At 46.2% G+C, this 25,620-nt stretch carries 21 protein-coding genes; 11 read left to right on the top strand and 10 right to left on the bottom strand.

Annotation, left to right across the window (positions count from 1 at the left end; genetic code table 11):
• The first annotated feature begins 222 nt into the window (after window positions 1-222).
• A complete protein-coding gene (locus ABEF84_RS14510; protein ID WP_034588688.1) occupies window positions 223-936 on the top strand; it encodes a 16S rRNA (uracil(1498)-N(3))-methyltransferase in 714 nt (237 codons plus the stop codon).
• Here the strand turns inward: ABEF84_RS14510 and ABEF84_RS14505 are convergent.
• A complete protein-coding gene (locus ABEF84_RS14505) occupies window positions 910-1,887 on the bottom strand; it encodes a mechanosensitive ion channel family protein (protein WP_034588690.1) in 978 nt (325 codons plus the stop codon). The genes ABEF84_RS14510 and ABEF84_RS14505 overlap by 27 nt on opposite strands.
• 106 nt (window positions 1,888-1,993) lie before the next feature.
• The gene (locus tag ABEF84_RS14500) at window positions 1,994-2,578 is read right to left on the bottom strand and encodes a DUF805 domain-containing protein (protein ID WP_034588692.1); all 585 of its coding nucleotides are present in this window, start codon (window positions 2,576-2,578) and stop codon (window positions 1,994-1,996) included.
• 294 nt (window positions 2,579-2,872) lie between these two features.
• Between ABEF84_RS14500 and acs the strand changes: the two genes are divergently transcribed.
• Both acs and ABEF84_RS14490 read left to right on the top strand, forming a co-directional pair.
• Complete coding sequence (gene acs / locus ABEF84_RS14495) at window positions 2,873-4,816, top strand: acetate--CoA ligase (RefSeq protein ID WP_034588694.1); 1,944 nt, start codon at window positions 2,873-2,875, stop codon at window positions 4,814-4,816.
• Between the two features lie 145 nt (window positions 4,817-4,961).
• Entirely contained in the window at window positions 4,962-6,143 is a 1,182-nt protein-coding gene (locus tag ABEF84_RS14490) for an acyl-CoA dehydrogenase family protein (RefSeq protein ID WP_034588698.1), read from the top strand.
• Window positions 6,144-6,169: 26 nt separating this feature from the next.
• Here ABEF84_RS14490 and ABEF84_RS14485 read toward each other — a convergent pair whose 3' ends face one another.
• The 5 genes from ABEF84_RS14485 to msuE all read right to left on the bottom strand — a co-directional run bounded on the left by ABEF84_RS14485 (window position 6,170) and on the right by msuE (window position 10,536).
• On the bottom strand, window positions 6,170-6,298 hold the full coding sequence (locus tag ABEF84_RS14485; protein WP_347453288.1) for a hypothetical protein: 129 nt from the start codon (window positions 6,296-6,298) through the stop codon (window positions 6,170-6,172).
• A gap of 49 nt (window positions 6,299-6,347) precedes the next feature.
• Window positions 6,348-7,763: a deoxyribodipyrimidine photo-lyase gene (gene phrB / locus ABEF84_RS14480; RefSeq protein WP_347454633.1), complete on the bottom strand. Its 1,416-nt coding sequence runs from the start codon at window positions 7,761-7,763 to the stop codon at window positions 6,348-6,350.
• Between the two features lie 116 nt (window positions 7,764-7,879).
• Window positions 7,880-8,500: a riboflavin synthase subunit alpha gene (locus ABEF84_RS14475; RefSeq protein ID WP_347454634.1), complete on the bottom strand. Its 621-nt coding sequence runs from the start codon at window positions 8,498-8,500 to the stop codon at window positions 7,880-7,882.
• Window positions 8,501-8,660: 160 nt separating this feature from the next.
• The gene (sfnG, locus tag ABEF84_RS14470) at window positions 8,661-9,770 is read right to left on the bottom strand and encodes a dimethylsulfone monooxygenase SfnG (protein WP_347454635.1); all 1,110 of its coding nucleotides are present in this window, start codon (window positions 9,768-9,770) and stop codon (window positions 8,661-8,663) included.
• Window positions 9,771-9,801: 31 nt separating this feature from the next.
• Window positions 9,802-10,536, bottom strand: a complete 735-nt coding sequence (msuE, locus tag ABEF84_RS14465; RefSeq protein WP_347453287.1) for an FMN reductase — start codon at window positions 10,534-10,536, stop codon at window positions 9,802-9,804.
• Between the two features lie 373 nt (window positions 10,537-10,909).
• On the opposite strand from msuE, the gene ABEF84_RS14460 reads away from it, so the two are divergent.
• The gene (locus ABEF84_RS14460) at window positions 10,910-11,563 is read left to right on the top strand and encodes a response regulator transcription factor (RefSeq protein WP_034588710.1); all 654 of its coding nucleotides are present in this window, start codon (window positions 10,910-10,912) and stop codon (window positions 11,561-11,563) included.
• Between the two features lie 63 nt (window positions 11,564-11,626).
• Here ABEF84_RS14460 and ABEF84_RS14455 read toward each other — a convergent pair whose 3' ends face one another.
• Both ABEF84_RS14455 and ABEF84_RS14450 read right to left on the bottom strand, forming a co-directional pair.
• Entirely contained in the window at window positions 11,627-12,394 is a 768-nt protein-coding gene (locus ABEF84_RS14455) for a hypothetical protein (RefSeq protein ID WP_347454636.1), read from the bottom strand.
• A gap of 415 nt (window positions 12,395-12,809) precedes the next feature.
• Window positions 12,810-16,301, bottom strand: coding sequence for a PAS domain-containing hybrid sensor histidine kinase/response regulator (locus ABEF84_RS14450; RefSeq protein ID WP_347454637.1), 3,492 nt, complete (start codon window positions 16,299-16,301; stop codon window positions 12,810-12,812).
• A 182-nt stretch (window positions 16,302-16,483) separates the two neighbouring features.
• On the opposite strand from ABEF84_RS14450, the gene ABEF84_RS14445 reads away from it, so the two are divergent.
• The 7 genes from ABEF84_RS14445 to tnpC all read left to right on the top strand — a co-directional run bounded on the left by ABEF84_RS14445 (window position 16,484) and on the right by tnpC (window position 24,316).
• Window positions 16,484-16,816 (top strand): DUF485 domain-containing protein, encoded by a 333-nt coding sequence (locus tag ABEF84_RS14445; protein WP_034588715.1) that lies wholly within the window; start codon window positions 16,484-16,486, stop codon window positions 16,814-16,816.
• A gap of 1 nt (window position 16,817) precedes the next feature.
• Complete coding sequence (locus ABEF84_RS14440) at window positions 16,818-18,524, top strand: cation acetate symporter (protein ID WP_347454638.1); 1,707 nt, start codon at window positions 16,818-16,820, stop codon at window positions 18,522-18,524.
• A 330-nt stretch (window positions 18,525-18,854) separates the two neighbouring features.
• Window positions 18,855-20,816 carry a choline BCCT transporter BetT gene (locus tag ABEF84_RS14435; RefSeq protein WP_347454639.1) on the top strand — a complete coding sequence of 654 codons (1,962 nt, stop codon included), beginning with the start codon at window positions 18,855-18,857 and terminating at the stop codon, window positions 20,814-20,816.
• Between the two features lie 336 nt (window positions 20,817-21,152).
• Complete coding sequence (locus ABEF84_RS14430) at window positions 21,153-21,857, top strand: ion channel (protein WP_347454640.1); 705 nt, start codon at window positions 21,153-21,155, stop codon at window positions 21,855-21,857.
• 22 nt (window positions 21,858-21,879) lie between these two features.
• Entirely contained in the window at window positions 21,880-22,263 is a 384-nt protein-coding gene (tnpA, locus tag ABEF84_RS14425) for an IS66-like element accessory protein TnpA (RefSeq protein ID WP_004762545.1), read from the top strand.
• Complete coding sequence (tnpB, locus tag ABEF84_RS14420) at window positions 22,260-22,595, top strand: IS66 family insertion sequence element accessory protein TnpB (RefSeq protein WP_004691519.1); 336 nt, start codon at window positions 22,260-22,262, stop codon at window positions 22,593-22,595. Before tnpA ends, tnpB begins: the two co-directional genes overlap by 4 nt.
• A 74-nt stretch (window positions 22,596-22,669) precedes the next feature.
• Window positions 22,670-24,316, top strand: coding sequence for an IS66 family transposase (tnpC, locus tag ABEF84_RS14415; RefSeq protein WP_347454641.1), 1,647 nt, complete (start codon window positions 22,670-22,672; stop codon window positions 24,314-24,316).
• Between the two features lie 140 nt (window positions 24,317-24,456).
• On the opposite strand, the gene omp33-36 is transcribed toward tnpC, so the two are convergent.
• On the bottom strand, window positions 24,457-25,332 hold the full coding sequence (gene omp33-36 / locus ABEF84_RS14410; RefSeq protein ID WP_034588720.1) for a porin Omp33-36: 876 nt from the start codon (window positions 25,330-25,332) through the stop codon (window positions 24,457-24,459).
• Window positions 25,333-25,620: the final 288 nt, after the last annotated feature.

The following is a 25,620-nucleotide window of genomic DNA, read 5'->3' as shown; positions in this document are numbered from 1 at the left end:
AAAATCTTTTGCAGCACTGAAGGTACTTCCTGAGTATTTTTTAAAGCACTGCTTTTAAAAAATACGCTAGCCAGCACCGCGGGCGACATCCCTGTCGCCGATCTGGTAGCAAATGTTTAATTGAATTCGTATTTATAAGAATCTAGTGGTTCGCTTTGCCTATAATCTTAGTTTTATGATTCAGAAACTTAACCTTCTTTCTATTTTGGTTTTAATTCCTTTATGAATATCGTCCTTCTTGATCCCCGCCAAACTGAATCTGAGCTGTGGTCAATCAGTTCCAAGCGGCAATTGGAGCATCTACAACAGCATCTGGAGATTCAAGTGGGGGATACACTGAAAGTCGGGATTCGGGAGGGAAAACGTTATCTCACAGAAATTGTCGAGATCACCGAAAAAGTAGTTCGGTTAAAACCCTTGCAGGAAGAGCGAGTTCCAGCCAAATTGCCAGTAACTTTAATTGTGGCTTTACCACGGCCTAAAGTGCTACGCCGTTTGATTATGGATGCTGTGACATTAGGGGTAGAAAAGATCATCTTGCTGCATAGCTATCGGGTGGATAAAAGTTACTGGCAGACGCCATTTTTGCAGCAGTTGGATCATTATGTACAACTCGGGCTGGAACAGGCAGGGGACACTATTGCCCCACAGATTGAGTTGTATAAACGCTTTAAACCTTTTGTCGAAGATGTGCTGCCTACCTTGATCAGTACCGAGCGACCTGCCTATGTCGCGCATCCTTATACCGACAATAAAATGCCCTATGCGATTGAGCATCCGTGTACGGTAGTGATTGGTCCAGAGGGTGGTTTTATTCCGTATGAGGTGGATCTGCTCATAAAAAACGGCTGCCAGGCAGTGAGCCTTGGCAACCGTATTATCCGTACTGAAACGGTAATTCCTTATGTCTTAGGTCGTATGTTTAGCACGTGCTGAGACATCTTCGCCGCCACCACGATAGACTTTCACTTCCTGTACCGGATATGGAATGGAAATGTCATGTTCAGCAAAGGCTTGGATGATATGTTCCTGAACGGTACTGACCGAATTACCGATAGTCGATTCATCCGTATTTACCCACCAAGTCACGGTCAGATTAATGGAGAAGTCAGCCAGTTCAGTCACATTCACACTAAACGCGGGTTGGCTAAGAATAGTCTGATCTTTATCCAGAATCGCCATGATGATGTCTTTGGCTTTTTGTACATCATCTTCATAACCAATACCGACCACAAACTGGCAACGGCGGTGTGGATAGGCAGTATTCACGGTTACTGCGCTAGTATACACAGTTGCATTTGGAATCACGATACGGCGACCATCGGGTGAGCGTAAGAACGTTGCACGGATCTGAATGTCTTCCACGGTACCTTCCATGCCGGAAACAATAATGCTATCGCCGATTTTGAACGGTTCACCGAGCAGGATCAGTACCCCAGAAAGCAGGTTCTGGAAAATGTCCTTGAAGGCAAAACCGATTGCCACCGAACCAATCCCCAAGGCACTCATCAGCTGGCCTGGCGTAAAGCCAGGAATGGCGATAACCATGGCAATCAGGAAGCCGATAAAAATAATTGCGGAGCTACCGACACGGTTCAGGACCAGTACCAGATTCTGTTTACTGTAACTGCGCTCACTAATGGCTTTGCGCACAAATAGTTTAAACAGTTTCGACAGCAGATAAAAAATGCTGAACATCACCAGAGCGATACAGATATAAGGCAGGCGCTCCCAGAATGCCTCAATAAATTTATCGACGGTTGAGTACGCATCGTTATATTTTGCCGTGTGCTCAATGACGGTCTGAGCGGTTTTTTCCGTTGCCTGTTGCAACAGTTCAGTTGTCCCTTCAGTCACCTGGTTTAGAGCATTTTCTTTTTCAGCCACGAGTATCCCGATTTTAAAAAATTCGCGTTATTTTGCTTGATTTTTACAGTGAACTTAATAGAAAGTTGCACAGCCCTTGCGGGTGGTAGCAAAACTTAACATAAGTTTAAAAATATTCTGTGCCTTTCTGGATCACTTCCTGCGGGCTTTCCAGCTCACCGCTGCCCATCATAAAGGACACCACACTGCTGGCCGCAAACAGGCTGAGTACAGTGAGCAGAATCATCAGCCAGGCCAAGATTTTTTCCCAGACCGCAGCCGGACGTGGTAGCCCAAAACGGTTATGTCCCGGTGTACCAGCCGCCAGTAGTAGATAAAAAATAAAGAAAATATTTACTACTGGAATCAATATTAGCAACATCAGCCAGCCGGATTTATCTAAGTCATGCAGGCGGCGTGCCACCACAACAATATAAAAATAGATATAGAACACCACCAGCAACAGGTACCCCAGACCTCCTAGACCGGTCACGGCATTTACGACCTGCTGATTATCTAGCGACAAGGTGGTCAGGCTGAACATACCGCTAACCAGGCTTAAGGCAATCGAAGCAAAAAAGAAAATGATATTTAGGAAAGCGTACCAGCCGATAAAGCTGAGACGGCCAAAGCGGCCTTCCAGTGACAGCGGATTGTCATTGGCGGACGCCGGAGGGCGGGAGAAAAAGGGCGAAGTATCTTTAGAGTTCATGGGCTGAGCCAGTAGTAATCCAGTCGGAACAGGCAGGCATTTTTGTCTGCATGAAAGTATAAAAATTCAGCACTATTATAGAATTAAATCGGACTATGAGATACGAAAATTAGACAGGAATATGTTGGATTCGCCTGTAAAGCTATGTTTTAAATGGATTGATCAGAATACGACCAAAGCATGATTGTCCAACTTGAAATAAGCAGTTCATACTGCGATTATGCATAAAAAAACAATCAATAAAGTGGCATGAACCTCTCGTGATGAGATGGAAGAAGATCAAGGAAGTAAAGAATGAAAGAGATCTATCCTGTACCAGAAGAATTCAAGAAAACCGCACGGACCACCGAGGCTGAATATTTTGAACGTTATAAACGTTCTATTGAAGAGCCGGATGTGTTCTGGACCGAACAGGCTCAGCGCCTCGACTGGATCAAGCCATTTAGCAAAGTCAAAGATACCAGTTTTGATAAAGACAATTTCAAGATCGAGTGGTTTGCTGATGGTCAGCTGAATGTGAGTGCCAACTGTCTGGATCGACATCTGAAAGAACATCCGTATAAGCCGGCGATTATCTGGGAAGGCGACCATCCCTCCCGTCACAAGATTATTTCCTTTCATGAGCTATATGATGAAACCTGCCGCTTTGCCAATGTACTGAAAAAGAACGGGATTAAAAAAGGTGATCGCGTCGTATTGTATATGCCAATGGTCTCTGAAGCGGCGATAGCCATGCTGGCCTGTGCCCGTATTGGTGCGGTGCACTGTGTCGTGTTCGGTGGTTTCTCTCCAGACTCATTGGCCAGCCGAATTGAAGACAGTCAGGCGAAAATGGTGATTACTGCAGACTCGGGTATGCGCGGCGGCAAGCAGATTCCACTGAAAGCCAATGTGGACGAAGCACTGAAATTGCCAGGAACTGAGTCGGTACAGAACGTGATCGTGGTCCACCGGACTGGTAACCCGATTGAAATGAAGGAAGGTCGTGACCTGTGGTATCACATGGAAATCATGACCGTGAATGAAATCTGCCCGCCAGAGCCGATGAATGCGGAAGATCCGCTGTTTATCCTGTATACCTCAGGTTCAACAGGGAAACCGAAAGGGGTGCTGCATACCACCGGTGGTTATCTCACTTATGTAAACTGCAGTTTCCGTGAAGTCTTTGATATTAAACAGGATGATGTGTTCTGGTGTACTGCCGATGTGGGCTGGATTACTGGGCATTCTTATGTGCTCTATGGTCCACTGTCTAATGGTACCACTACCCTGATGTTTGAAGGTGTGCCGCAATATCCGACCTGGGCACGTACCGGGCATATCGTCGACAAGCACAATGTCACTATTCTCTATACCGCGCCAACTGCGATTCGCGCCATGATGCGTGAAGGCGATGCTTTCGTGCGTGAAAGTGACCGCAGCAGTCTGCGTCTACTCGGTTCGGTGGGTGAGCCGATCAATCCAGAAGCTTGGAACTGGTACTACAGTGTTGTAGGCGAAAGCCGCTGTCCGATCGTGGATACCTGGTGGCAGACCGAAACCGGTGGTTTCATGATCACACCATTGCCGGGTGCAACGGATCTGAAACCCGGTTCAGCGACACGACCATTCTTTGGGGTTCAGCCTGCGATTGTGGATGCTGAAGGCAAGGAGTTGGAAGGTGCAGCCGAAGGCAATCTGGTGATCAAGGATTCCTGGCCAGGTCAGATGCGCACCATCTGGGGGGATCCAGAACGCTTTATTGAGGCCTATTTCTCGACTTATCCGGGGACTTATTTTACCGGTGACGGCGCGCGCCGTGATGAAGATGGTTATTACTGGATTACCGGCCGTGTTGATGACGTGCTGAATGTATCCGGACACCGTCTGGGTACGGCGGAAATTGAAAGTGCACTGGTGGCACATGAAGCGGTTGCTGAAGCGGCTGTAGTCGGTATGCCGCACGACATCAAAGGACAGGGCATTTGTGCTTTTGTGACGCTGCAGGCTGGTACGGAAAGCGCAGAGGAGTTGCGTGCTGAGCTGGTGGCCTGGGTACGTAAGATACTTGGACCGGTCGCGACCCCGGATGCTCTGCACTGGGCACCGGCATTACCGAAGACCCGTTCTGGCAAAATCATGCGCCGGATTTTGAGAAAAATAGCGGCGAATGAGTTGGATAGCCTTGGCGATACCTCGACTTTAGCCGAACCACAGGTAGTCGATAACCTGATTGCTGAAGTGCAAAGAAAAGCTTAAATATTTTAAATTCAATTAAATACCGGCTACGATCAGCCGGTATTTTTATATCATTAATAAGCTCTGCATGCTTTCGGATATAGCCTGGAAGTTTGATCTGTTAAGCTTCTGACATGCTGTAGAGAGCTGAAATGAGTACACAATAATGAATGCGCGACAACAATACCTGGATCAATCTCCGCTGGATATTGCCCAATCCCTGGCAGATCAGTTTGCCCTGACCGCGGCTGAACGTGACAAACAGGGCGGCAATCCTAAGCAGCAACGCGATCTGATTCGTCAGAGCGGATTGCTGGGACTGTCGATTCCCAAGGAATATGGCGGGCAGGGTGCAGACTGGGAGACGATTTATCAGACTATCCAGATTATTGCACGCGTCGACAGTTCACTGGCGCATGTCTATGGCTTCCATCATCTGCTGATCGCGACAGTCGAGCTGTTTTCTCAACCAGAACAATATGGCAAATGGTTTGAGCACACTGCTCGAGAAAATCTATTCTGGGGCAACACCCTGAATCCGCTGGATCGCCGCACTACAGCGACAAAGATTTCTGAGAAAGAATATATTTTCCATGGGGACAAAAGCTTCTGCTCCGGCTCAATGGATTCCGATATTTTGCTCTGTTCCGGCTATAACGACGAAGGCAAGCTGTTGATTGGCGTAATTCCAACCCAGCGTAAAGGAGTGAGTTTCCTCGGTGACTGGAACAATATGGGGCAACGCCAGACCGATAGCGGTACCAGCCATTTTGAACAGGTGAAAATCCATGAAGATGAATTGTTGCTGAATCCAGGTCCACTGAGTACCCCGTATTCCAGCTTACGTCCATTGATTGCCCAACTGATCTTTGTACATATGTTCCTGGGTGTAGCTGAAGGAGCTTTTGAAGTCGCGAAACAGACCGTACAAACCCAGAAAGCCTGGTCGAAGTCATTGGTCGAAAATGCAGCCAATGATCCATTTATCCAAAAGCATTTCGCCGAATTCTATGTGCAGCTAGAAGGCGTTCGCCTTCTGGCTAATAAAGCGATTCAGACTTTGCAAAAAGCGTGGGAGGTTGGTCCTGATTTGAATGCCGAACAGCGTGGTGAAGTATCGATTGCGATTGCGACTGCTAAAATCGCCGCAACCAATACCTCTCTATATATTACCCAAAATATCTTCCAGGTGATGGGTGCACGTGCCACCACAGCCAAGCTGAATCTGGACCGTTTCTGGCGCAATGTGCGCACCCAGACTCTGCATGATCCGGTGGATTATAAATATCAGGAAGTGGGGGAATGGGTGCTGACCGGTAAAGTACCTGATCCAAGTTTTTATTCTTAAACAACCATTTGAATGATAGCACAGCCTCACATACCGTTATTCATCAAATAACTGTTGTTTAGGCAGTGTCCTGCTTTTGACGGGCCAAAAGCAGCAAAAGCCCTTTGTTTCCCATACATGACATCCATGTCATGATGGGAAACGGTGGCATCCATGCCACCTCTTTCATTCCAATATTCTTTTATGATTTAACTCAAAATTAGATTACAGATTTTTAAAGGCTTCAATGGCCCGGGTTCGGGACTGCTTTAAATCGACAATTGGCTTTGGATAATTCAGCTCTAAGTCTGGATTTTTGGCATAAGGTTCATGAATACTTTTACTGTCCAGATGCGCTAGTTCCGGTACCCATTTGCGGATATAGCCCCCGTGAGGATCAAACTTCTGGGACTGGCTGACGGGATTAAAAATCCGGAAATAGGGTGCAGAATCCATGCCGGTGGAAGCACACCATTGCCAGCCACCATTATTAGCAGCAAGGTCACCATCAATCAGGTGTTGCATAAACCAAGCTTCACCCAGTCGCCAGTCGATCAGCAGGTTCTTAGTGTGGAACATGGCGGTGATCATACGCACCCGATTATGCATCCAGCCAGTTGCCAACAGCTGGCGCATCCCGGCATCGACAATGGGAATACCGGTCTTTCCATATTTCCATACTTCTAAATCTTCAGGTGCCTCTCGCCACGCGATGGCTTTGGTATTGTCTTTAAAGGGCTGATGTTTGGATACTTTGGGAAAGTCATGCAGGGTATGCTGATAAAACTCGCGCCAGAGTAGTTCATCCAGCCAGGTCTGCTGGCCTTCATTTTTAAGCTGAAAATAACCTTGAGAAGAAGCGAATAAAGCCTGGACACATTCCCGGATCGAAAGGATACCGATATTTAAATAGGGTGATAACTGGCTGGTACCATCCACGGCTGGAAAGTCGCGATCAGTTTTATAGAGCTCTAGCCGATCATCTATAAATTCGTTCAGTAGCTCAAAAGCATGCTGATCTTCAACCGGCCAATATTGGCTGGTAGCTTCTTGCCGATAATTTTGCGCAAAAGCATCTAAGTCAAAATCAAAGTTAGAAAAATCGAATTGTAACTTGGACTGGGCTTCAATCTTTGGAAAGCAGGAAGGCACATCGATAATCAGTCGTTCATAGCATTTCTTTTTAAACGCGGTAAACACCTGATAAGGCTGCTGACTCTGATTGCGGATCGAGCCTAAAGGAAACAGGGTGCGGTCTTCATACGCTTCAAAGGCAATCTGATGCTGTTGCAACGACTGTTTAACTGTCTGATCACGTTGCTGTTCATTTACACCTGTTTCGATGTTGCAATGTACCGTACTGATCTGTAGTTGTTGGCAAAGGTCTAAAAGCTGTTCCGGAATATCTTTCCAGCGTGGAATTTTCAGAATCAGGAGGGAAATATTGTATTCTTCAAGTTGCTGTTTCAGGACTTTGAGTCGGCGTAGATAGAATTCGATCTTGATAGGTGCATCTTGATGCAGTTGCCATTGTTCAGGCGACAGGATGACTAGTGCCAGACATTGTTCACTTTGTGTGGCATGCCATAGGGCAGCCTGGTCATGCAGACGTAAGTCGTTCCGGAACCAGATCAGATGCATGGCAATCTTCTAAACATGAGATGCCATGCATTCTAGGCAATCTGGTCGAACAGAAATAGTAGAGAAATATTAACGTGATAGAGACCGAGCATTACCTTATTTGGCTTTTAAAAAAATCAGCCTTTGGTTAAATGGATATTTTCTAACGTATCCACCAGAGTACGGGTCATCTGGTCAATTTCATAATTGACTTCATCACCGACCTGAACAGATTTCCAGGTGGTCAGGCGTAAAGTTTCTGGAATTAAATCAATTGAAATTTCACTGTTGGCACGATCGACACGGTTCACGGTCAGGCTGCAGCCATTCAGTCCGATAAAACCTTTTAGAAAGAAGTATTTGATATTACCATCTGGAATCTGCAGGTCGATATGCAGGGTTTCACCGCGATGTTCAAGTTGGGTGACTTTAGCGGTGCCTTCAATATGCCCATACAGATTATGACCGCCATTTTCCACCCCGACTTTGGCCGAGCGTTCAATATTGACTTCATCGCCGACTTTTAGTGATTTCAATGTGGTCAGATCGAGGGTGACATTAGAAATATCGAAATGAATCTGTTGCTGTTCACGGTCAATCGTGGTCACAGTCAGGCAAACACCATTTACTGCTACACTGGCACCAATAAACACATCTTCAAAGAAACCTTGCTGATCGCTAACAATGATCGTAATAAAACCATCACCTTTACGAATCTCGATGACCTTTTCCAAGCCTTGGACAATACCGGTATACATAGTTAAAACATCTATTCTTGCAATTGCATTACATTGTAGGGAGGAAAGCTGAATCCGGCTAGCGTTGTGCTGTACCCCTTGGTTTTCTGCCTAGATAAAAAAATCCCCTAAGCCGAGCCTTAGGGGAGTGAATGGAGTCCGCTGAGAATTATCGGAATCGTTATACGAGCTCAGCTTCTTGTTGCACCGCCGTTGCCTGCTGTGCTTCAAGTTCACGGACCAGCGGTAGCACCTTCTGGCCAAAATATTCCACTTCTTCAATAAAGTGCAGGAAGCCAGACAGTACCAGATCAACCCCGATTTTTTTCAGTTCAACGATACGTTCTGCGATCTGCTGTGGCGTGCCAATCAGGTTGGTACGGAAACCATCGTTGTACTGTACCAGATCCTCAAAAGTGGACTTAGCCCAGTTGCCTTCACCTTCCGCCGTTGCTGCACCGGCTTCACGGGTCGCGTCACTGAAAGATTTCACCGCCTGCACATTGGCTTTGGCAATAATCTCTTGAAGAACCGCTTGCGCCTCTTCTTCGGTATCGCGGGCGATGATGAAGGCATTTACACCTATTTTCACTGTGTGATTGTTGGCTTTGGCCTTTTCACGAATGTCATCAATCTGCTTTTTCAGCTCTTCCGGTGTGTTGCCATTGGTGAAGTACCAGTCCGATACGCGTGATGCCATGTCACGTGCCGCACGGGAACTGCCCCCCTGGAAGATTTCAATATGCGGTTTTTGTACCGGTTTTGGACTCAAAGTATAGTCCTTGAACTGGTAGTACTTGCCATCAAAACTGAAATTGTTTTGGGTCCAGATGCCTTTCAGGCTGCGAATGAACTCTTCAGAACGTGCATAACGTTGATCATGCTCAGGCCATTCTTCACCGATCGCATCAAACTCGCCACGGAACCAACCGCTCACTACATTAATCGCGATACGGCCATTGGTTAAATGGTCAATGGTTGCCAGCTGTTTCGCTGCCAGTGCCGGTTTCCAAGGACCCGGTAGAATCGCAGCAATGACTTTCAGGCGTTCGGTTTTCGCCAGAATACCGTGACTGAAGCTCACTGATTCATGCTGGTTTTCTGCGTTATAACCTGCAGTAAAACGGATCTGGGTCAGGGCATAGTCAAAGCCTACTTTTTCTGCCGTTTGTGCCAGACGCACGTTATAGTCGTAGCTCCAGTCAGTGCGCTGCTCGATGTCACTAACCACCAGCCCGCCGCTCACGTTTGGAACCCAATATGCAAATGTAATGTTGTTTTTATTTGACATTCTTCTTCACCCTCTAGAAGAAGTGGCCTTATTAAGCCACTTGCGTTTTTGGAGCTTTGTTACCGTGTAAACGAGACTCTGCCGCATCTAGGCTAGGTACTGCTGCTGAAGGCAATACTTCTTCCTGCTCGATCTGTTTGTTAATACCCAAGTTCTGGTTGGCCTGTTGTGACTTTTCCTTGATCACTTCTGCACGTTTACCTTTGGCTGGTGCCCATTCCAGAATTGGTAATGCACGTGCGACAGCCAGTGTGATACGAGCGCGTAATAGTTCGCTGTGAATCGTATATTCAGGGGTGAAGTCACGATCTGTTGCATATACACCGATTGGCAGTGTTTGTGCCTGGAAGAAGCTGAACAATGGACGTAATTGATGTTCAAGCACTAGCGCATGGCGGTCACTACCACCAGAAGCGGCTAACAGTACAGGCACATCCACCAGCGCAGTTTGTTCTACGAAGTCGAAGAAATGCTTGAACAGACCAGTGAAGGATGCGCGGTAAACAGGAGTACCGACGATCAGAGCATCAGCGGCTTCCACAGCTGCCAGGTCGTCCTGAACGCGTTGTGGCAACTGGTTGCGGTAAATTGCGCCACCGAGCAGGTGAGCAATTTCACTGAATTTAATGAAATGCACATTGATTGGGGTTGCTTCACCCAGTTCATCAATAATGGCTTGAACCAGTGCTTCAGTTTTTGAAGGATTGTTTAAACCACCAGAAACGGCAACGATATTCAGTGGTTTTTGTAGATCTTGATTTGACATTTTGGAACCTAAAAATTCGGTTGGTCTCGGAATGAGCCTATTAATCCAAAATGGGCTTAGCAGTGTAAAATAAGGAAAATCAGAAAAGTTATCTCATTTTTATATATAAGTAATTTGTTTGGTTCTTGTCGGGATACAAGTTGCTAATATTTTGATATTTCAACTTATATTCAATATTAATAAGCTTTTCTGGCAGTAGATAAACCATATATAAAAAAATGCTGAGAATTCAAGAATTACTGAAATAGGGAAATTTTGGCTTTTATGTAGCAAAACTGGGCATTATTTTTAAAAATTGTACAGTCTTGCATATCCCAAAAGTGCCGAGTGTGGTTAGAATAGAGTCACCGTGCACAAGATCTCCTCAGGTCCTATGAATATTTTAATCGTTGATGATCATCCTTTGTTTCGTCATGCTTTAATTCAAGCCGTTCGTTATAGCTTGCCGCAAGCTCAAATCCATGAGACTGCTGCCGTCAATGAATTCTATGAACGCCTCGAGAATGGTCCTGAACCTGATCTTGTGCTGCTGGATCTGAACCTGCCAGGGGCTTCGGGTTTCTCGGCACTGGTGCATGTACGTGCTCAATATCCTTCGATTCCAATTATTGTGGTATCGGCACATGAAGAAGTCAGCATCATCCAGCGTGCGATTGCCCATGGTGCGATGGGTTATATTCCAAAATCAGCACACCCAAGCCATATTGGTGAAGCGATTCGTGAAGTTCTGGAAGGCGAAATCTGGTTACCACCAAATCTGCCGGTTGCCAACATGAACTTTGACCCGCGTGCGGCGGATGAAACGGCACTGGCTGAGCGAATCCAGTCTTTAACACCGCAACAGTTCCGCGTCCTGATGATGGTGGCAGAAGGCTTACTGAATAAACAGATTGCCTATGAACTGGATGTCTCAGAAGCGACTATTAAGGCACATGTGACTGCTATCTTCCGTAAGCTGGGTGTGCAAAACCGTACCCAGGCGGTACTGGCGATCAACGCGCTGAATATTGAAGAAAAGAAAATCTAAGCTTTCTCAAGCGACAAAAAAAGACCTCAAGCGAGGTCTTTTTTATTGCCTATATAGAAGTGATTAGGCGATGCAATCCTGTTTAGGTGTCAGGTCTGCACAGAACAGTGGATTTAGCGCGCATTGCAATTCATCAATCTGTTCTTGGCTGACATAACCTTTATCAATTAAGTATTCTGCCACGCGGTCATCACGCAGGCTCAGGAAAGCGGCATCATATACGCCAAGATCGACAAATAAGGCTGCGGTTTCCAGACTGTTGAAGCGGTCCAGATAGACGTCATTGCCATACATCAGGAACACATGATCATAGTTCGCCATTGGTTCCACGCGCAGGCGTTCTGCCAGTTCATGTGGCGGGGTCTTGATAAACAGCAGTTTTGACAGTTCATCAAACTGGTTAGTATCCAGCTGGTCTTCGCCGGTTTTGACTTTACCGAGCCAGGCTTTAAACACCAGTACCGCACCGCCACGCAGTAGCATGCTCCAGATCTGGTGACGGGTATGCTTGCTTAGTTCTGCTGATGCTTCTTCCAGAGACTGGATCAGCTTGTCTTCCTGTTCAGCCAGACGCTCGAACAGACCTAAGCCTTGTGGCTTGTAAGCATATGGTTCAAATACGTCGAAACGCAGTTCATCGAATACCTGCAGGGCGAGAGGGACTGCACATTGATATAAAGTTTCGAGTGCCTCGACCTGGGCTTCATTCAGCTTGCTGTATTTGAACAGCTTGGTCCAATCGATGTCAGGCAGCATGGCATTGGCACCATACTGGCGGTGAAATTGTCGGTTCTGATTCAGATCAATATCAGGGGTAGTATCTAAGCTCATGATTCGTCATCCTTTATGCAGTAATAACTGATCAGCTGCCATGGGGGATGAGGGTGATCGACATGGTTGAAACTGATCGTTTCTTGATTCCTATTTTCGGGGCTAAAACCTGGGTTAGGAAAGTACGACTAAAGTTTAAATTATGACCTTAAGGTATTATTAGTTTATTAAAAATAACAACTTACAAAATTTTAACCAAGCTTACACAGGTTGATAGCAACAATAGTGAGGTTTTGCCATAGCGATTTTTAAAATGATATTTTTAGTCAATCCATATCCAGATTTTGAGCCGGATTTTGATGCTTTTGGCCCATAGCTTTGAAAATTAGGCAAATATTGAAATTTTTTGTGACAATTGCAATAAAAATGCCTGCTTTACGCTAGGTAAAACAGGCACCAGAAAAGTTTAATAATCTTAGCGATCTGAAATTTTCAAACCGGATAACCAGGAACGTAGCGATGCTGGTTTCAGTGGCTTTTTCAGCAGCACGATATTTAAATCTTTCAGCTGTTGCGGCAGTTCCGGATCAGAATCTGCAGTGATCAAGGCGACTGGCACATCGTTTTGGCGATTTGCCATAATAAAGTCCAGACCACGCTTGTCATTATTCAGGTGCTGATCCACTAACCAGACTTGAATATTTTCCTGCTTGATCAGTTCTTGTGCCTGTTCCGGCTCAGTTGCCTTAAATACCTGATAGCCCCATTTGGTCAGCAGGGTCGACATGCCTTCCAGAATGGTTTCATCATTGTCCAGACACAGGACTTTAAAGGCTTTGGATTTCAGCGGAACCGCCTGTACCGGTGCTGCCACGACTTTTGGAGCCTCGGTCAGCGGTACGTCAATCATGAAGCAGGAACCTTTGCCCAGTTCGGAATAAACATGCACTGGATAGTCCAGCATGCTGGTCATACGCTGTACGATGGCCAGGCCAAGGCCGAGGCCCTGTTCACCCCAAGGTGAAGTATGGCCGCAGCGTTCGAATTCCTGGAACAGCTTGATGCGCTGTTCTTCAGCAATGCCTGGACCGGTATCCCAGACGCCAATGCGGATATGGTTGGGGCGGGTACTGGAACGCAGCACACCGACTACGACTTTACCGCGTGCGGTATAACGCAGTGCATTGCTGACAAAGTTCTGGATAATCCGGCGAATCCATTGCGGATCGGTATCAATCCAGAACTGGGCATCGTGTACGCTGAGTTTGATGCCACGCTGGGCTGCAATCGACTTAAATTGCAGTTCCAGATCGCTGAGCAGGTCATGCAATGGATAAGCCTGACGTTTCGGCTGAATCGTACCGCCTTCTAAACGCGCGATATCGAGCAGGGCGGAGAGCATGCTTTCGGCACCATGCAGCGCACGGTCCAGTTGCTGCAAGGTTTTGCGGTCTTCTTCACTCTGGACACTTTGTTCCAGCGCAGTACTGAACAGACGTGCCGCATGCATTGGCTGGAGCAGGTCATGACTGGCTGCCGCAATAAAGCGGCTCTTGGACATATTGGCCTTGTCCGCCTGTTCACGGGCCAGTTGCTGTTCAGATAAAGCATCAGCCAGCTGCTGGGTACGTTCACGCACGCGTGCTTCCAGCACGGCTTCATTTTCACGGAAGGCGGTAATGTCGGCAAAGGTCGTTACGAAACCACCGCCTTCAATCGGGTTCCCGCGCATCTGGATCACACGGCCATCTTTACGGATTCGCTCGAATTCATGTGCGCTACCGACCTGCATCCAGTGAATCCGTTTTCGCACATGTTCTTCGACTGAACCCGGGCCACATTCACCACGCTCAGCGTTATAACGAATCAGATCGGCAATCGGACAACCAACATAAACAATATCTTTTGGATAATCGAACAGCTTCAGGTACTGGTTGTTCCAGGCTACCAGACACATGTTTTCATCGACGACGCTGACCCCTTGGGTCATATGGTCGATCATGGTCATGATCAGGTTCTGGTTAAAACGCTGCCATTGCGATGCCTGGTCGAGAATGTTGGCGACCTGGCCGAGTGCCAGACCATTATTCACCATCGCCGTGGTCAGCAGGGTACGTGCCGAAGCGGCACCAATCGTTCCCGCCAGATACTGTTCGGTAAAACGCCACCACATGCCATTAGCACTACTGCTTTCATTCAGTTCGACATTATTCTGGGTACAGAACTGTTTGAATGCACGCATGGTCGGTTCTTCACCGGTAATACGCTTGGCCAGAGTAATCAGGTCACCGACTTTCAAACGTGCGACATCCTGATGGGAATAGCTCACATCCGTAGTTGGGCTCTGCGATGGCAACGGTTTGGTTTCATAATAGAAGAAACTTTCTGCCTGAATCTGTTCCGCCACGCTTGGACGGAAAATTCGTGACACCCAGACATACAGTAGCAAATTCAGGCCCAGTGACCAGACAACCCCATGGGTTAAAGAATTGAATGACTCAAAACCAATTAGCGCTTCCGGACGCAACCAGTTCCAGCCGAATGGGCCGAAATTCAGAAAGTCCTGACTAAACTGTTGGAACTGTACTGGTAGGCTACGCAGAATGGTCGGCAACAGTAAGGTATAGGCCCATAGCGCAAAGCCAGTGAGCAGGCCGGCATAAACCCCCTGTTTACTGCCGCCACGCCAGTACAGACCACCAATCAGGGCAGGGGCGAACTGCGCCACAGCACTAAATGCTAACAAGCCAAATACGGACAGCTGATCGATATCATTAAAGAAGTTATAGAACAGAAAGCCCAGCAGCATCACGGCAAGAATGCAGACGCGACGGGTAAATTTCAGTACTAATGGCAGGCGTTTGTCATGCCGTGAAATCAGATTTGTACGCCAGAGTGCGGGCATGATCAGGTCATTACTGAGCATGATGGACAGCGCCACAGATGACACCAGCAGCATGCCGGTGGATGCCGAGAAACCGCCAAGGAAGGCTAGTAAGGTGAGCCAGTCCTGGTTGTAACTGAGCGGCAGAGACAACACTGCGACATCCGGAATCGCCAGATAATGCGGTGCGGCATGTAGTGCCCAGCTGGCAATTGGAATAATCGCAATAGTAGTTAGAGTCAGATAGATGGCAAACCAGCGACGTGCGCCACGGATATGTTTTTCATCACGTAGCTCGACTACGGCAACGTGGAACTGGCGAGGCAAACAGATAATCGCTAAGGCAGCCAGCAGGGTTTGTACCCAGAAGCTTTCCGGTACGCCGAACATTTGCACATCGTGGAAAGTGCTACGGATGTCAGTGCTGATCTGGGTAATATTGCTCGGTTCAGCAAAGACAAAAAAGCCCGCGACGGCTAGTAAGGCAAATAGCTTAACGAAAGATTCAAAAGCCACCGCCAGCATCAGACCGCCATGCTGCTCGGTATTGGCAATCTGCCGGGTACCGAAAATCATCGCTAGAATCGCCAGTACACCAGTCAGGAACAGCACGCTGTTGGTCGTGCTGGCAATCCCACCGGTAGGTTCTAAAATCACGGAGGCACTTAAGGCAATGGCACGTAACTGCAAGGCCAGGTAAGGAATAATCGCAATGACGGCCAGAATCGTGACCAGCGAAGCGAGCGGGCCACTCTTGCCATAACGTGCAGCGACGAAGTCGGCGATGGAGGAAATCGCATGGTGCTGACGAACCCGTCCCAGACGTCGCCAGATATCATAACCGATGGCAACAAACAGTAATGGACCCAAGTATATTGGCAGAAAAATGATGCCTTCACGGACCGCTGCTCCAGTCGCGCCGTAGAAGGTCCAAGACGAGCAGTAAACCCCTAAAGTTAAGCTAAACAATAACATGCGCCCACGAGTACTCAAGCGACTCGCGTGTTTTTCTCCGAAGAAAGCGCAGATAAAGAGTAATGCGATATAGAGGGTGAGGACCCCGATGATGAGCCAACTATTCATATAGCCTTAAATGTATCGAGCATGCCGCTATGATACAGCATCATGCACTTTAGGACTTGAATTGATCATTTTTTAACGACCAAAGTCTAAATTACAACCAGTGACCAAGCTTGCTAATTTGATGGGGTGATAATTCGAATTAAAAAATAGCAGGCCCAAGGTTGGGCTACAGGAGTGTAATTATGGATGAGGTGCAGGTAGAAAGAATTCTACAGAATCCCAAATTCAAAGAAATGGTGCGCAGAAAGCGTAACCTGAGCTGGACCTTAACAGCCATCATGTTGTTTGTCTATGTCGGCTTTATGTTGCTGGTAGGCTACAACAAAGAATTTCTATTGTCTTCCATTTCAGGCGGTGTGACCACGTGGGGGATCCCATTGGGTCTAGGCATTATTGTTCTGTCATTTGTTCTGTGCGGTGTGTATTCCTATATTGCCAATAACAGACTTGATCAATTGAACCAAGAAGCGGTGCGCGAAGTTGAAGCGATTGCTCATGAAAAAGGACCACACTAAGATGAAATGGAATTCTCTTATCGCCCTGGCTGCAGCGGCAGTCAGCTCAGGCATCGCAATGGCTGGCCCGGATCTGGGTGCAGCAGAACAGCAGGCGACCAACTGGAACGCGATTATCATGTTTGTGATTTTCGTTGGTGCCACGTTATTTATTACCAAATGGGCTGCAAAGCAGACTACCAGTGCTAAAGACTTCTATACCGCCGGTGGTGGTATTTCTGGCTTCCAGAATGGCCTGGCGATTGCGGGTGACTATATGTCCGCCGCATCCTTCCTTGGTATTTCCGCGATGGTATTCCTGTCCGGTTTCGATGGGTTGCTGTATTCCCTGGGCTTCATGGTAGGCTGGCCAATCGTACTGTTCCTGGTGGCAGAACGTTTGCGTAACCTGGGTAAATATAACCTGTCTGACGTGGTATCTTTCCGCTTGCAGGAAAAGCCGGTACGTACCTTGGCAGCACTGAGCTCACTTGTAGTTGTTGCGTTCTACTTGATCGCACAGATGGTAGGCGCAGGTCAGCTGATCAAATTACTTTTCGGTTTGAACTACAACATCGCTGTGGTGATTGTTGGCCTTCTAATGATGGCTTACGTGATCTTCGGTGGCATGCTGGCGACCACATGGGTACAGATTATTAAAGCGGTAATGCTGCTGTCTGGCGCAACTTTCATGGCATTCATGGTCATGAAAGGCGTAGGTTTCAGTTTCACCAACATGTTTGAACAAGCAATCGGTGTTTATTCAAAAGTGCATGACCTGAACCTGGCTGATGCAACCAAAATCATGGGCCCAGGTAGTCTGGCGTCTAATCCGGTCGATGCGATTTCTCTTGGTCTTGCGCTGATGTTCGGTACTGCCGGTCTGCCACACATCCTGATGCGTTTCTTTACCGTAAAAGATGCGAAAGAAGCACGCAAATCAGTTGTGGTTGCAACAGGCTTTATTGGTTACTTCTACCTGCTGACATTCATCATCGGTTTTGGTGCGATCCTGTACGTTGCGAATAACCCGCAATTCCTGGATGTTGCAAAAATGGCACTTACAGGTAAGTTACAGCTTGTAGGTGGTAACAACATGGCGGCGGTTCACCTTGCAGATGCAGTGGGTGGTGACCTGTTTATGGGCTTTATTTCAGCAGTCGCATTCGCAACCATTCTTGCGGTTGTAGCGGGTCTGACCCTGTCAGGTGCTTCAGCAATTTCACATGACTTGTACGCGAACGTATTCAAGAAAGGTCAAACCACGCCTGAATCTGAACTGCGTATGTCTAAGATCGCGACTCTTGGTCTTGCTATCTTCGCGATGATTCTGGGTATCCTGTTCGAGAAACAGAACGTTGCTTTCATGGTAGGTCTGGCATTCTCGGTTGCAGCATGTGCCAACTTCCCGGTACTGGTACTGTCCATGTTCTGGAAAGGCTTAACCACTCGTGGTGCGGTGATTGGTGGTATCGTAGGTCTGGTGACTGCAGTAGTACTGATTGTACTGTCTAAAGCAGTTTGGGTAGATACACTGGGTATTGCAGAAACTGCAGTGAACCCATTCAATGGCCCAGCGATCTTCGCAATGCCGTTGTCGTTCTTCTGCTGCTGGTTGTTCTCTGTGACTGATAATTCGGCACAGGCTCAAGCAGAACGCAAAGCATTCGATGCACAGTTTGTACGTTCGCAAACAGGTATCGGTATCTCAGGTGCATCTGATCACTAAGATGATTTGATTCTCCATAAAGAAGTCCCGTAAGGGACTTTTTTATTGCCTGGATGTTTTGATGCTGATGCAGTATTTCATTGCATGATTCCTGTGTTTCTAGAGCAAGATTTTAGGGCCTTTGATAAACAAAATAGATCAAGGCTTTTCGCTTTTAAGTTACGAGAAGGGAACAGGAGTACAACCAAGTGAATAAGAACAATAACTTATCCTATTAATTAAGTTTCGATATGTGATCGAAACGCGTTCTTTTTACTCATGTCTTCTTTTTTGAGTAATGCCTGTGTGACCAATCTGGTCGGATAAATAAAAAGCAAAAATGGAGTGGATATGTCTTCCAGAATCACATCCTGGTATTCCAATGTGAATCCTCGTGTGTTTTTAACAACTGTCATCATTATTGGACTATTTCTTCTAATGGTGGTCTTGGCACCAAATTCGTTTGAACTGATGACCCAGCAACTGAACCAGTGGGTGACGACCTCTTTTAGCTGGTTCTATGTCTTGTCTGTGGCAATTTTTCTGATTCTCCTGATTTTCATTGCATTGTCTGATATGGGCAGGATCAAGCTGGGTCCAGACCATAGCATCCCGGATTATAAAAATACCTCCTGGTTTGCCATGCTGTTTACAGCGGGCATGGGGATTGGGTTGATGTTCTTCGGTGTGGCTGAACCGGTGATGCACTATGTCACGCCTCCATCGGGTGAACCGGAAACCATTCAGGCGGCACAGCAGGCGATGCGGGTTACCTTCTTCCATTGGGGACTCCATGCCTGGGCGATCTATACACTTGTCGGATTATCACTAGCTTATTTTGCTTATCGGCATCAGCTGCCTTTGAAAATACGCTCGGCTCTTTATCCTTTAATTGGCAAACGAATTTATGGTCCGATCGGGGATAGTGTGGATATCTTCGCGACCATCGGAACCGTATTTGGTGTCGCCACTACTCTGGGTTTTGGGGTCACGCAGATTAATTCTGGTCTGAACTATCTGTTTGGCATCGAGCAAAGTACCGGAGTACAGGTCATCCTGATCATTATTGTCAGTGCCATGGCTTCACTCTCAGTATTTTTTGGTCTGGATAAAGGCATCAAGCGCTTATCCGAGCTCAATCTAGTTCTGGCTTTAGGGCTATTGCTGTTTGTTTTCCTGGCTGGACCAACGATTTATCTACTTCAAACAACTATTCAGAATGTCGGACAGTATGCGTCAAGCCTGTTCAGTATGACCTTTAATCTCTATGCCTATCAGTCCAGTGGCTGGATTGGTGGATGGACCATCATGTATTGGGCCTGGTGGATTTCCTGGTCACCATTTGTTGGGATGTTCATTGCCCGCGTATCTCGAGGCCGAACTGTCCGTGAATTTATTGTGGGGGTGTTACTGATTCCAACCGGCTTTACCCTAATCTGGATGGGCTTTATGGGGAATGCAGCGCTATACAGCATTTTGCAAGAAGCCAATATTAACCTGATGCAGGCGGTACAGCGTGATTCATCTGTAGCGCTGTTTGAATTTCTGCATGGAATGCCTTTCTCAGCCGTGATGAGCGTAGTTGCCACACTTCTGGTGATGCTGTTTTTTGTGACTTCCGCTGATTCTGGTGCACTGGTCACCGATTATCTGACGGCTAAATCTGATCAGTCTCCTACCTGGCAACGTCTATTCTGGACAGTGATCATGGCTTTACTGGCAATCGTCTTATTGTATGCAGGTGGCCTAGCTGCATTACAATCAGCCACAATGCTCAGTGCCTTACCGTTTACCTTGATCATGTTGGTAATTAGTTGGGGACTGATTAAGGCACTACGGCTGGAAGTCACGAAAATGCAAGCCTTACAAGAAGCCCGGATAACCCCACGAGCCATTCATAATCCGCGTAGCTGGCAACAGCGTCTGGGACTGATCATGCATTATGCTCATGATGAGCAGGAAGTAACGGAGTATATCCAGTCGGAAGTCAGACAGGCATTTTTAAGTATTCAGAAAGAGTTTCAACGCCGTCATCATGCCGTGGTTATTGATGAAATAGAGCAGGGGCTATGCTTGCGAGTAGACCATCAGGATGAAGCGAATTTTGTCTATGCTGTAGTTGCGCGCCAGATCTTACCACCAAGTTTTATGCCGTCTCAGGATGAAGATTCAGGACAACACTTCCAGGCTGAAGTCTTCCTTAATGAAGGTGGACAAAACTATGATGTGATGGAATGGACGCGAGAAGATCTGTTACAGGATATTCTGGATCAGTATGAAAGGCATCTACACTTCTTGAGCAGGGTGCGCTAAGTTCTTTCACTTGGCTAGCCGAATAAAAAAGGATGCAAACTGCGTCCTTTTTTATTGAGATCGTCTTTCATGCAACAAAGATCAAATTATAAGAATCATAAAATTGAGCGTAATTTTATCTGGTCTTCAATTTAAATGTTGGTTTAATCCGTCTGAAGAGCTACAAGAAATTCGCATTCACTGAATAGATTATTCAGCATATTTAAATATTTATTTTTGAAATTAATACATCATTTTGCTACAAAGTACAGCTCTTCAAGCCACTAATTACATGCTAAGTTTAGAAAGATAAAAATAAAGCTGCAGATGTGTAGTGTCATGAAAAAGAAGGATTAGATGAAACAAACTTGGTTAATGTGCTGGACGACCTTTAAGCGCCTGCCTTCTGCTTGGCTGCTTTGTCTGCAATTCATTATCCTGATCCTATCAGTACTGAGCTATGAGTATGCTCCTTATCGGGCCGCGACTTGGGTAATAGGCGTATTGGTTTTGCTGGTGATTGCCCGAGTCATTCGTCAAACCCCCGTATTTACCATACTAGGATTAAGCTTTGTTATTGGTGCACTGTTCTTTTCATCACTGGTTTTATTAGGCGTGAAACAGGTCTGGGTATTAATTACCGCGCATGCCTTTGAAGCCTGTGCTTATTTCAGTGCATCCTATGGTCTATTACGTTATATGTTTCACGACCGTTATCTAACTAAAGATGAATTATTTGCAGCAGGGGCTGCTTTTACCTTAATGGCTTGGGGCTTTGCCTTTCTTTATAGTATTTGCCAGTTATTGATTCCATATAGTTTTGCTGACCCAGATCTTCAAGCTTATCAGCCTTGGCTGGACTTATTATTCTTGAGTTTTAGCGTACAATCCGCCACAGGATTAGCAGATACCATACCTGTGAGTCCTTTTGCCAGAATGTTGGCTATGATCCAGATGTTTTTTGGTGTGATGTATCTGGCTTTGATTGTGTCTCGACGTAAGCATCCGGCTAACACAGCCTTACCAAGCGATCCTATAAGCCTTAATTTAGTCCCCACTTAAAAACAAGTGGGGACTAAAATTTATGACTACAAATCACCAGACATCCATCGCATCTCTTGCGAAAAAACGAAGAACATACAGTGCTGAATTTAAACAGCAGATCGTTCAGGCTTGTAAAGCACCGGACGTTTCAATTGCTTCGGTCGCTTTGCAACATGGATTGAATACAAATCTTGTATCCAAATGGATTCGCTTAATTGATGGTAAGCCAGGGAATGATCGCTCACCACTACCGAATAAACCTGCATTTATTGCCTTATCTTGCTCTGCACCATTAGATCCTACTCCTACTGACATGTTAACGGTTCAAATTACTTTACCCCACTCAAAAGCAGAAATTGGCTTGAAATGGCAAGTATCAGAAATATCTGCTTTAGCAGAATTACTCAAGGCACTTGCAACATGATCCGCATTGATGAAATCTGGCTCTCCACCCAACCTCTGGACATGCGTGCAGGTATGGATACTATCATGGCTCAGGTGGTGAGAGCCTTTGGCTACATCAAACCGCATTGTGCTTACCTGTTCTGTAATAAACGTGGCCATCGCATGAAAGTGCTGGTACATGATGGACTGGGCATCTGGCTGTGTGCCCGGCGGCTGGAACAGGGAAAATTCCACTGGGCGCAGGTTCACCAGGGTGAAAGCATGGCGATCAGTCCGGAACAGTTACAGGCACTGATCCAAGGTTTGCCCTGGCAGCGCATTGGACGACAGCAGGTGGTGACGATGCTTTAAACCAGGCTGTTCCATTCTGCTATTCTCCAAACGTTCTATTTCATTCTTCTCATGACCTCAGGCATACTGCGGTCATGAATACGCTGCCTGACTTAAGCCAACTGACCCATGAACAACTGCTGGAATTCACCCGGCAGTTGGCAATGCAGCATCAGTCTCTGGCACAATCAAATCAAGAATTAGAAAAATCAAACCAACAATTAGATACCAAAGTTCAGCATCTTGAAGTCACCAATCAGCAATTAGATGCTCAAGTTCAACATCTTTCCATTCTCAATCAAAAATACGAGCATGAACTGGCGCTGTTTAAACAGCACAAATTCGGCAGTAAAAACGAACATCTCACCGCAAAACAAATCCATCTCTGGGATGAAGCGGTCGAAGAAGATATTGCCGCGGTTGATCTAGAATTAGAACGATTAAATGCAGATAAAACCGATGCAGCGACAGAGAAAGCCACAGTCAACAAACCTAAACGTCGACTGCTGCCCGATCATCTACACACCATTCGTATTGAGCATGAACCAGCATCAACCCAATGCAGTTGTGGCTGCCAGTTACGTCGTATCGGCGAAGATATCAGTGAAAAACTGCATTTCAGACCGGCACAGTTCTATAAGGAACAGCATGTCCGTGGCAAATGGGTCTGTGATCAGTGTGACACCCTGACTCAGCAAGCGATGCCTGCCTATGTGATTGATAAAGGCATTGCTTCACCTGAACTGCTCAGCCATGTGCTGGTATCGAAGTATGCCGATCATTTACCGCTGTACCGTCAACGTCTGATCTATCAGCGGGCGGGAATCGAGCTTTCTAGATCAACGTTATCTGACTGGATAGGTCGCTGCGGTGTAGAACTGGAACCTCTGGCCAATGCCTTAAAAGAGGTGGTACTACAACAGCAGGTGCTGCATGCAGATGAAACACCGGTCACCATCATGCGGATGGGTGAGAATGATAAAAAACCGAAGAAAGGTTATGTCTGGGCCTATGCCACTACACAGTACAATCCAGTTCAGGCAGTGATCTATGACTTTCAGGATAGTCGTTCAGGCCAGCATGCTGCAGAGTTCTTGAAAGGCTGGCAGGGTTATCTAGTCTGTAATGATTACAGTGGTTATAAAGCACGCTTTAAATCAGGCCAGGTCATTGAGGTGGGCTGCATGGCCCATGCACGTCGTAAATTCCATGAACTGCATGTGACCGGGAAAAGTCAGGTCGCTGAACAGGCATTAGTGCTGATTCAGAAACTGTATGCGATAGAAGCAGAGCTCAGGAAAAAGACCGATGGTACAGCGGAAGACCGCCGCGAATACCGACAACAGCATAGTCAACCAGTGATGCAACAACTATATGAATGGCTCAACCAACATCATCTGACGGTGCCATCGAGTTCTCCCACCGCCAAGGCGATCAATTACACTCTGAAGCGTTGGCCAGCCTTAAGCCGCTATTTGGATGATGGCAATCTACCGATTTGCAATAATTGGGTAGAGAATCAAATGCGACCTTGGGCCTTAGGGCGCAAGAACTGGCTGTTTGCTGGCTCGCTGCGCAGTGGACAGCGAGCGGCAAATATCATGACTTTAATCCAGTCAGCAAAGCTGAATGGCTTGGATCCGTATGCCTATTTAAGTGATGTGCTGAAAAGGCTGCCGACGCATAAAGCGACCCAAATAGAAGAATTACTACCACATCGCTGGAAATCCAACTCAAATTAAAAAATAGGCATGGGGTTCAGCGGACGCTTACGTCTCGACTAGTAGGGTTGCAATATATTTCCCATTTACCCCATAAAAAATCAGACCAATAAAAAAGGACGCATAAAGCGTCCTTTCTCAATTCAGAATCTAATTAGAGATTAGAAGCGGAATTTAGCGTTCAAGCCAACAGTTTGAGTGTCGCGGCTTTCATTTTCAGCATTTACATCAACAAAAGATGCACCAACAGCAACCGCTGGAGTGATGAAGTAGTTTACGTTAGCACCGATTGCTTTGTTCAGGTCAGCAAGATCAGATTCAAGGTAAGAAACACCAACGCTTAGTTTAGGAGTTACATATAGAGTAGTACCCAGGTTGTAAGCGTTTTCTTCACCATAAACTAAACCAGCATCAAAACCGATAGACATGTTAGTGCCATCGATCGCACCTACGTATTTAGTACGTGCAGTGATTGCGTCTTGGTCTTCGTTGATTGTATCTTTTTCGATCGCAGCTTTGGCAACACCGTTGTTAAACATGTTGAAAGCATCATAAGACGTTTGGTCTGCAACGCTTGTATAACCTACAGCAACCAAGAAGTTAGGCGCAACTACAGCACCCAGTTCTAATGCATAACGGTCGCCATTGTCGTTCGCTACACCACCTTTGTTATCAGTGATTGTGTGACTGTAAGACGCGCTAGCGTAAGCCGGAACAACTTTAGTTGGGATATATGCTTCACCTTTCGCACCGAAAGTATGAGAAGTTTGATCGATGTTGTCAGCGTCTACATCATATTCACCGTAAGTGTAAGATGCAGAAACGTTAGAAGCTTGGTTCAGGAATGCTGCTTCAGCTAAAGGACCTTTAGAAGCGTCAACATCTTTAAAGTAGTAAGTACCTTGAACAGCGCCAGAGAAGTCTTTGTCATTTACAGTATTGTCGATGAATTCTGATTGACCTTGAACTTCGAATTGATACGCTTGAGCACCGGTCATGGCTAATAATAAAGCAGTGGCTAAACCGAGTTTTTTCATGATATTTACCATTTTTAAAAGGGAGTAAAACAATTGGTAATTGTATTGTAACAATTTATTAAGTCAATGAACTCTAAGGTAATTATTGGAAGACAGAATTATAAGTTATTAATTTGATTAAAAATCAAACAATCAGGCATCAGCTATGTCAACTATAAAAACTACTGAAAGAACAATAAACTAAGGATACAGATAAGAAGGTTAGAGGATCTAAAAAGTAAATTTTTTATAATTTTGGTTATGGTTTAATCTAATTGATATATTTTGTGAAATAGAAAAAATCAATTT

It is taken from the genome of Acinetobacter sp. ANC 7912 (assembly GCF_039862785.1).
GTDB lineage: Bacteria > Pseudomonadota > Gammaproteobacteria > Pseudomonadales > Moraxellaceae > Acinetobacter > Acinetobacter thermotolerans.
This window is presented reverse-complemented; position numbering and strand designations above follow the sequence as displayed.

What these genes read in the sequence shown, in the direction of transcription:
- ABEF84_RS14510 (WP_034588688.1), top strand. Translation starts at nt 223, where the DNA reads ATGAATATCGTCCTTCTTGATCCCCGCCAAACTGAATCTGAGCTGTGG.
- ABEF84_RS14500 (WP_034588692.1), bottom strand. Translation starts at nt 2,578, where the DNA reads ATGAACTCTAAAGATACTTCGCCCTTTTTCTCCCGCCCTCCGGCGTCC.
- acs (WP_034588694.1), top strand. Translation starts at nt 2,873, where the DNA reads ATGAAAGAGATCTATCCTGTACCAGAAGAATTCAAGAAAACCGCACGG.
- ABEF84_RS14490 (WP_034588698.1), top strand. Translation starts at nt 4,962, where the DNA reads ATGAATGCGCGACAACAATACCTGGATCAATCTCCGCTGGATATTGCC.
- ABEF84_RS14485 (WP_347453288.1), bottom strand. Translation starts at nt 6,298, where the DNA reads ATGGATGCCACCGTTTCCCATCATGACATGGATGTCATGTATGGGAAA.
- phrB (WP_347454633.1), bottom strand. Translation starts at nt 7,763, where the DNA reads ATGCATCTGATCTGGTTCCGGAACGACTTACGTCTGCATGACCAGGCT.
- ABEF84_RS14475 (WP_347454634.1), bottom strand. Translation starts at nt 8,500, where the DNA reads ATGTATACCGGTATTGTCCAAGGCTTGGAAAAGGTCATCGAGATTCGT.
- sfnG (WP_347454635.1), bottom strand. Translation starts at nt 9,770, where the DNA reads ATGTCAAATAAAAACAACATTACATTTGCATATTGGGTTCCAAACGTG.
- msuE (WP_347453287.1), bottom strand. Translation starts at nt 10,536, where the DNA reads ATGTCAAATCAAGATCTACAAAAACCACTGAATATCGTTGCCGTTTCT.
- ABEF84_RS14460 (WP_034588710.1), top strand. Translation starts at nt 10,910, where the DNA reads ATGAATATTTTAATCGTTGATGATCATCCTTTGTTTCGTCATGCTTTA.
- ABEF84_RS14455 (WP_347454636.1), bottom strand. Translation starts at nt 12,394, where the DNA reads ATGAGCTTAGATACTACCCCTGATATTGATCTGAATCAGAACCGACAA.
- ABEF84_RS14450 (WP_347454637.1), bottom strand. Translation starts at nt 16,301, where the DNA reads ATGAATAGTTGGCTCATCATCGGGGTCCTCACCCTCTATATCGCATTA.
- ABEF84_RS14445 (WP_034588715.1), top strand. Translation starts at nt 16,484, where the DNA reads ATGGATGAGGTGCAGGTAGAAAGAATTCTACAGAATCCCAAATTCAAA.
- ABEF84_RS14440 (WP_347454638.1), top strand. Translation starts at nt 16,818, where the DNA reads ATGAAATGGAATTCTCTTATCGCCCTGGCTGCAGCGGCAGTCAGCTCA.
- ABEF84_RS14435 (WP_347454639.1), top strand. Translation starts at nt 18,855, where the DNA reads ATGTCTTCCAGAATCACATCCTGGTATTCCAATGTGAATCCTCGTGTG.
- ABEF84_RS14430 (WP_347454640.1), top strand. Translation starts at nt 21,153, where the DNA reads ATGAAACAAACTTGGTTAATGTGCTGGACGACCTTTAAGCGCCTGCCT.
- tnpA (WP_004762545.1), top strand. Translation starts at nt 21,880, where the DNA reads ATGACTACAAATCACCAGACATCCATCGCATCTCTTGCGAAAAAACGA.
- tnpB (WP_004691519.1), top strand. Translation starts at nt 22,260, where the DNA reads ATGATCCGCATTGATGAAATCTGGCTCTCCACCCAACCTCTGGACATG.
- tnpC (WP_347454641.1), top strand. Translation starts at nt 22,670, where the DNA reads ATGAATACGCTGCCTGACTTAAGCCAACTGACCCATGAACAACTGCTG.
- omp33-36 (WP_034588720.1), bottom strand. Translation starts at nt 25,332, where the DNA reads ATGAAAAAACTCGGTTTAGCCACTGCTTTATTATTAGCCATGACCGGT.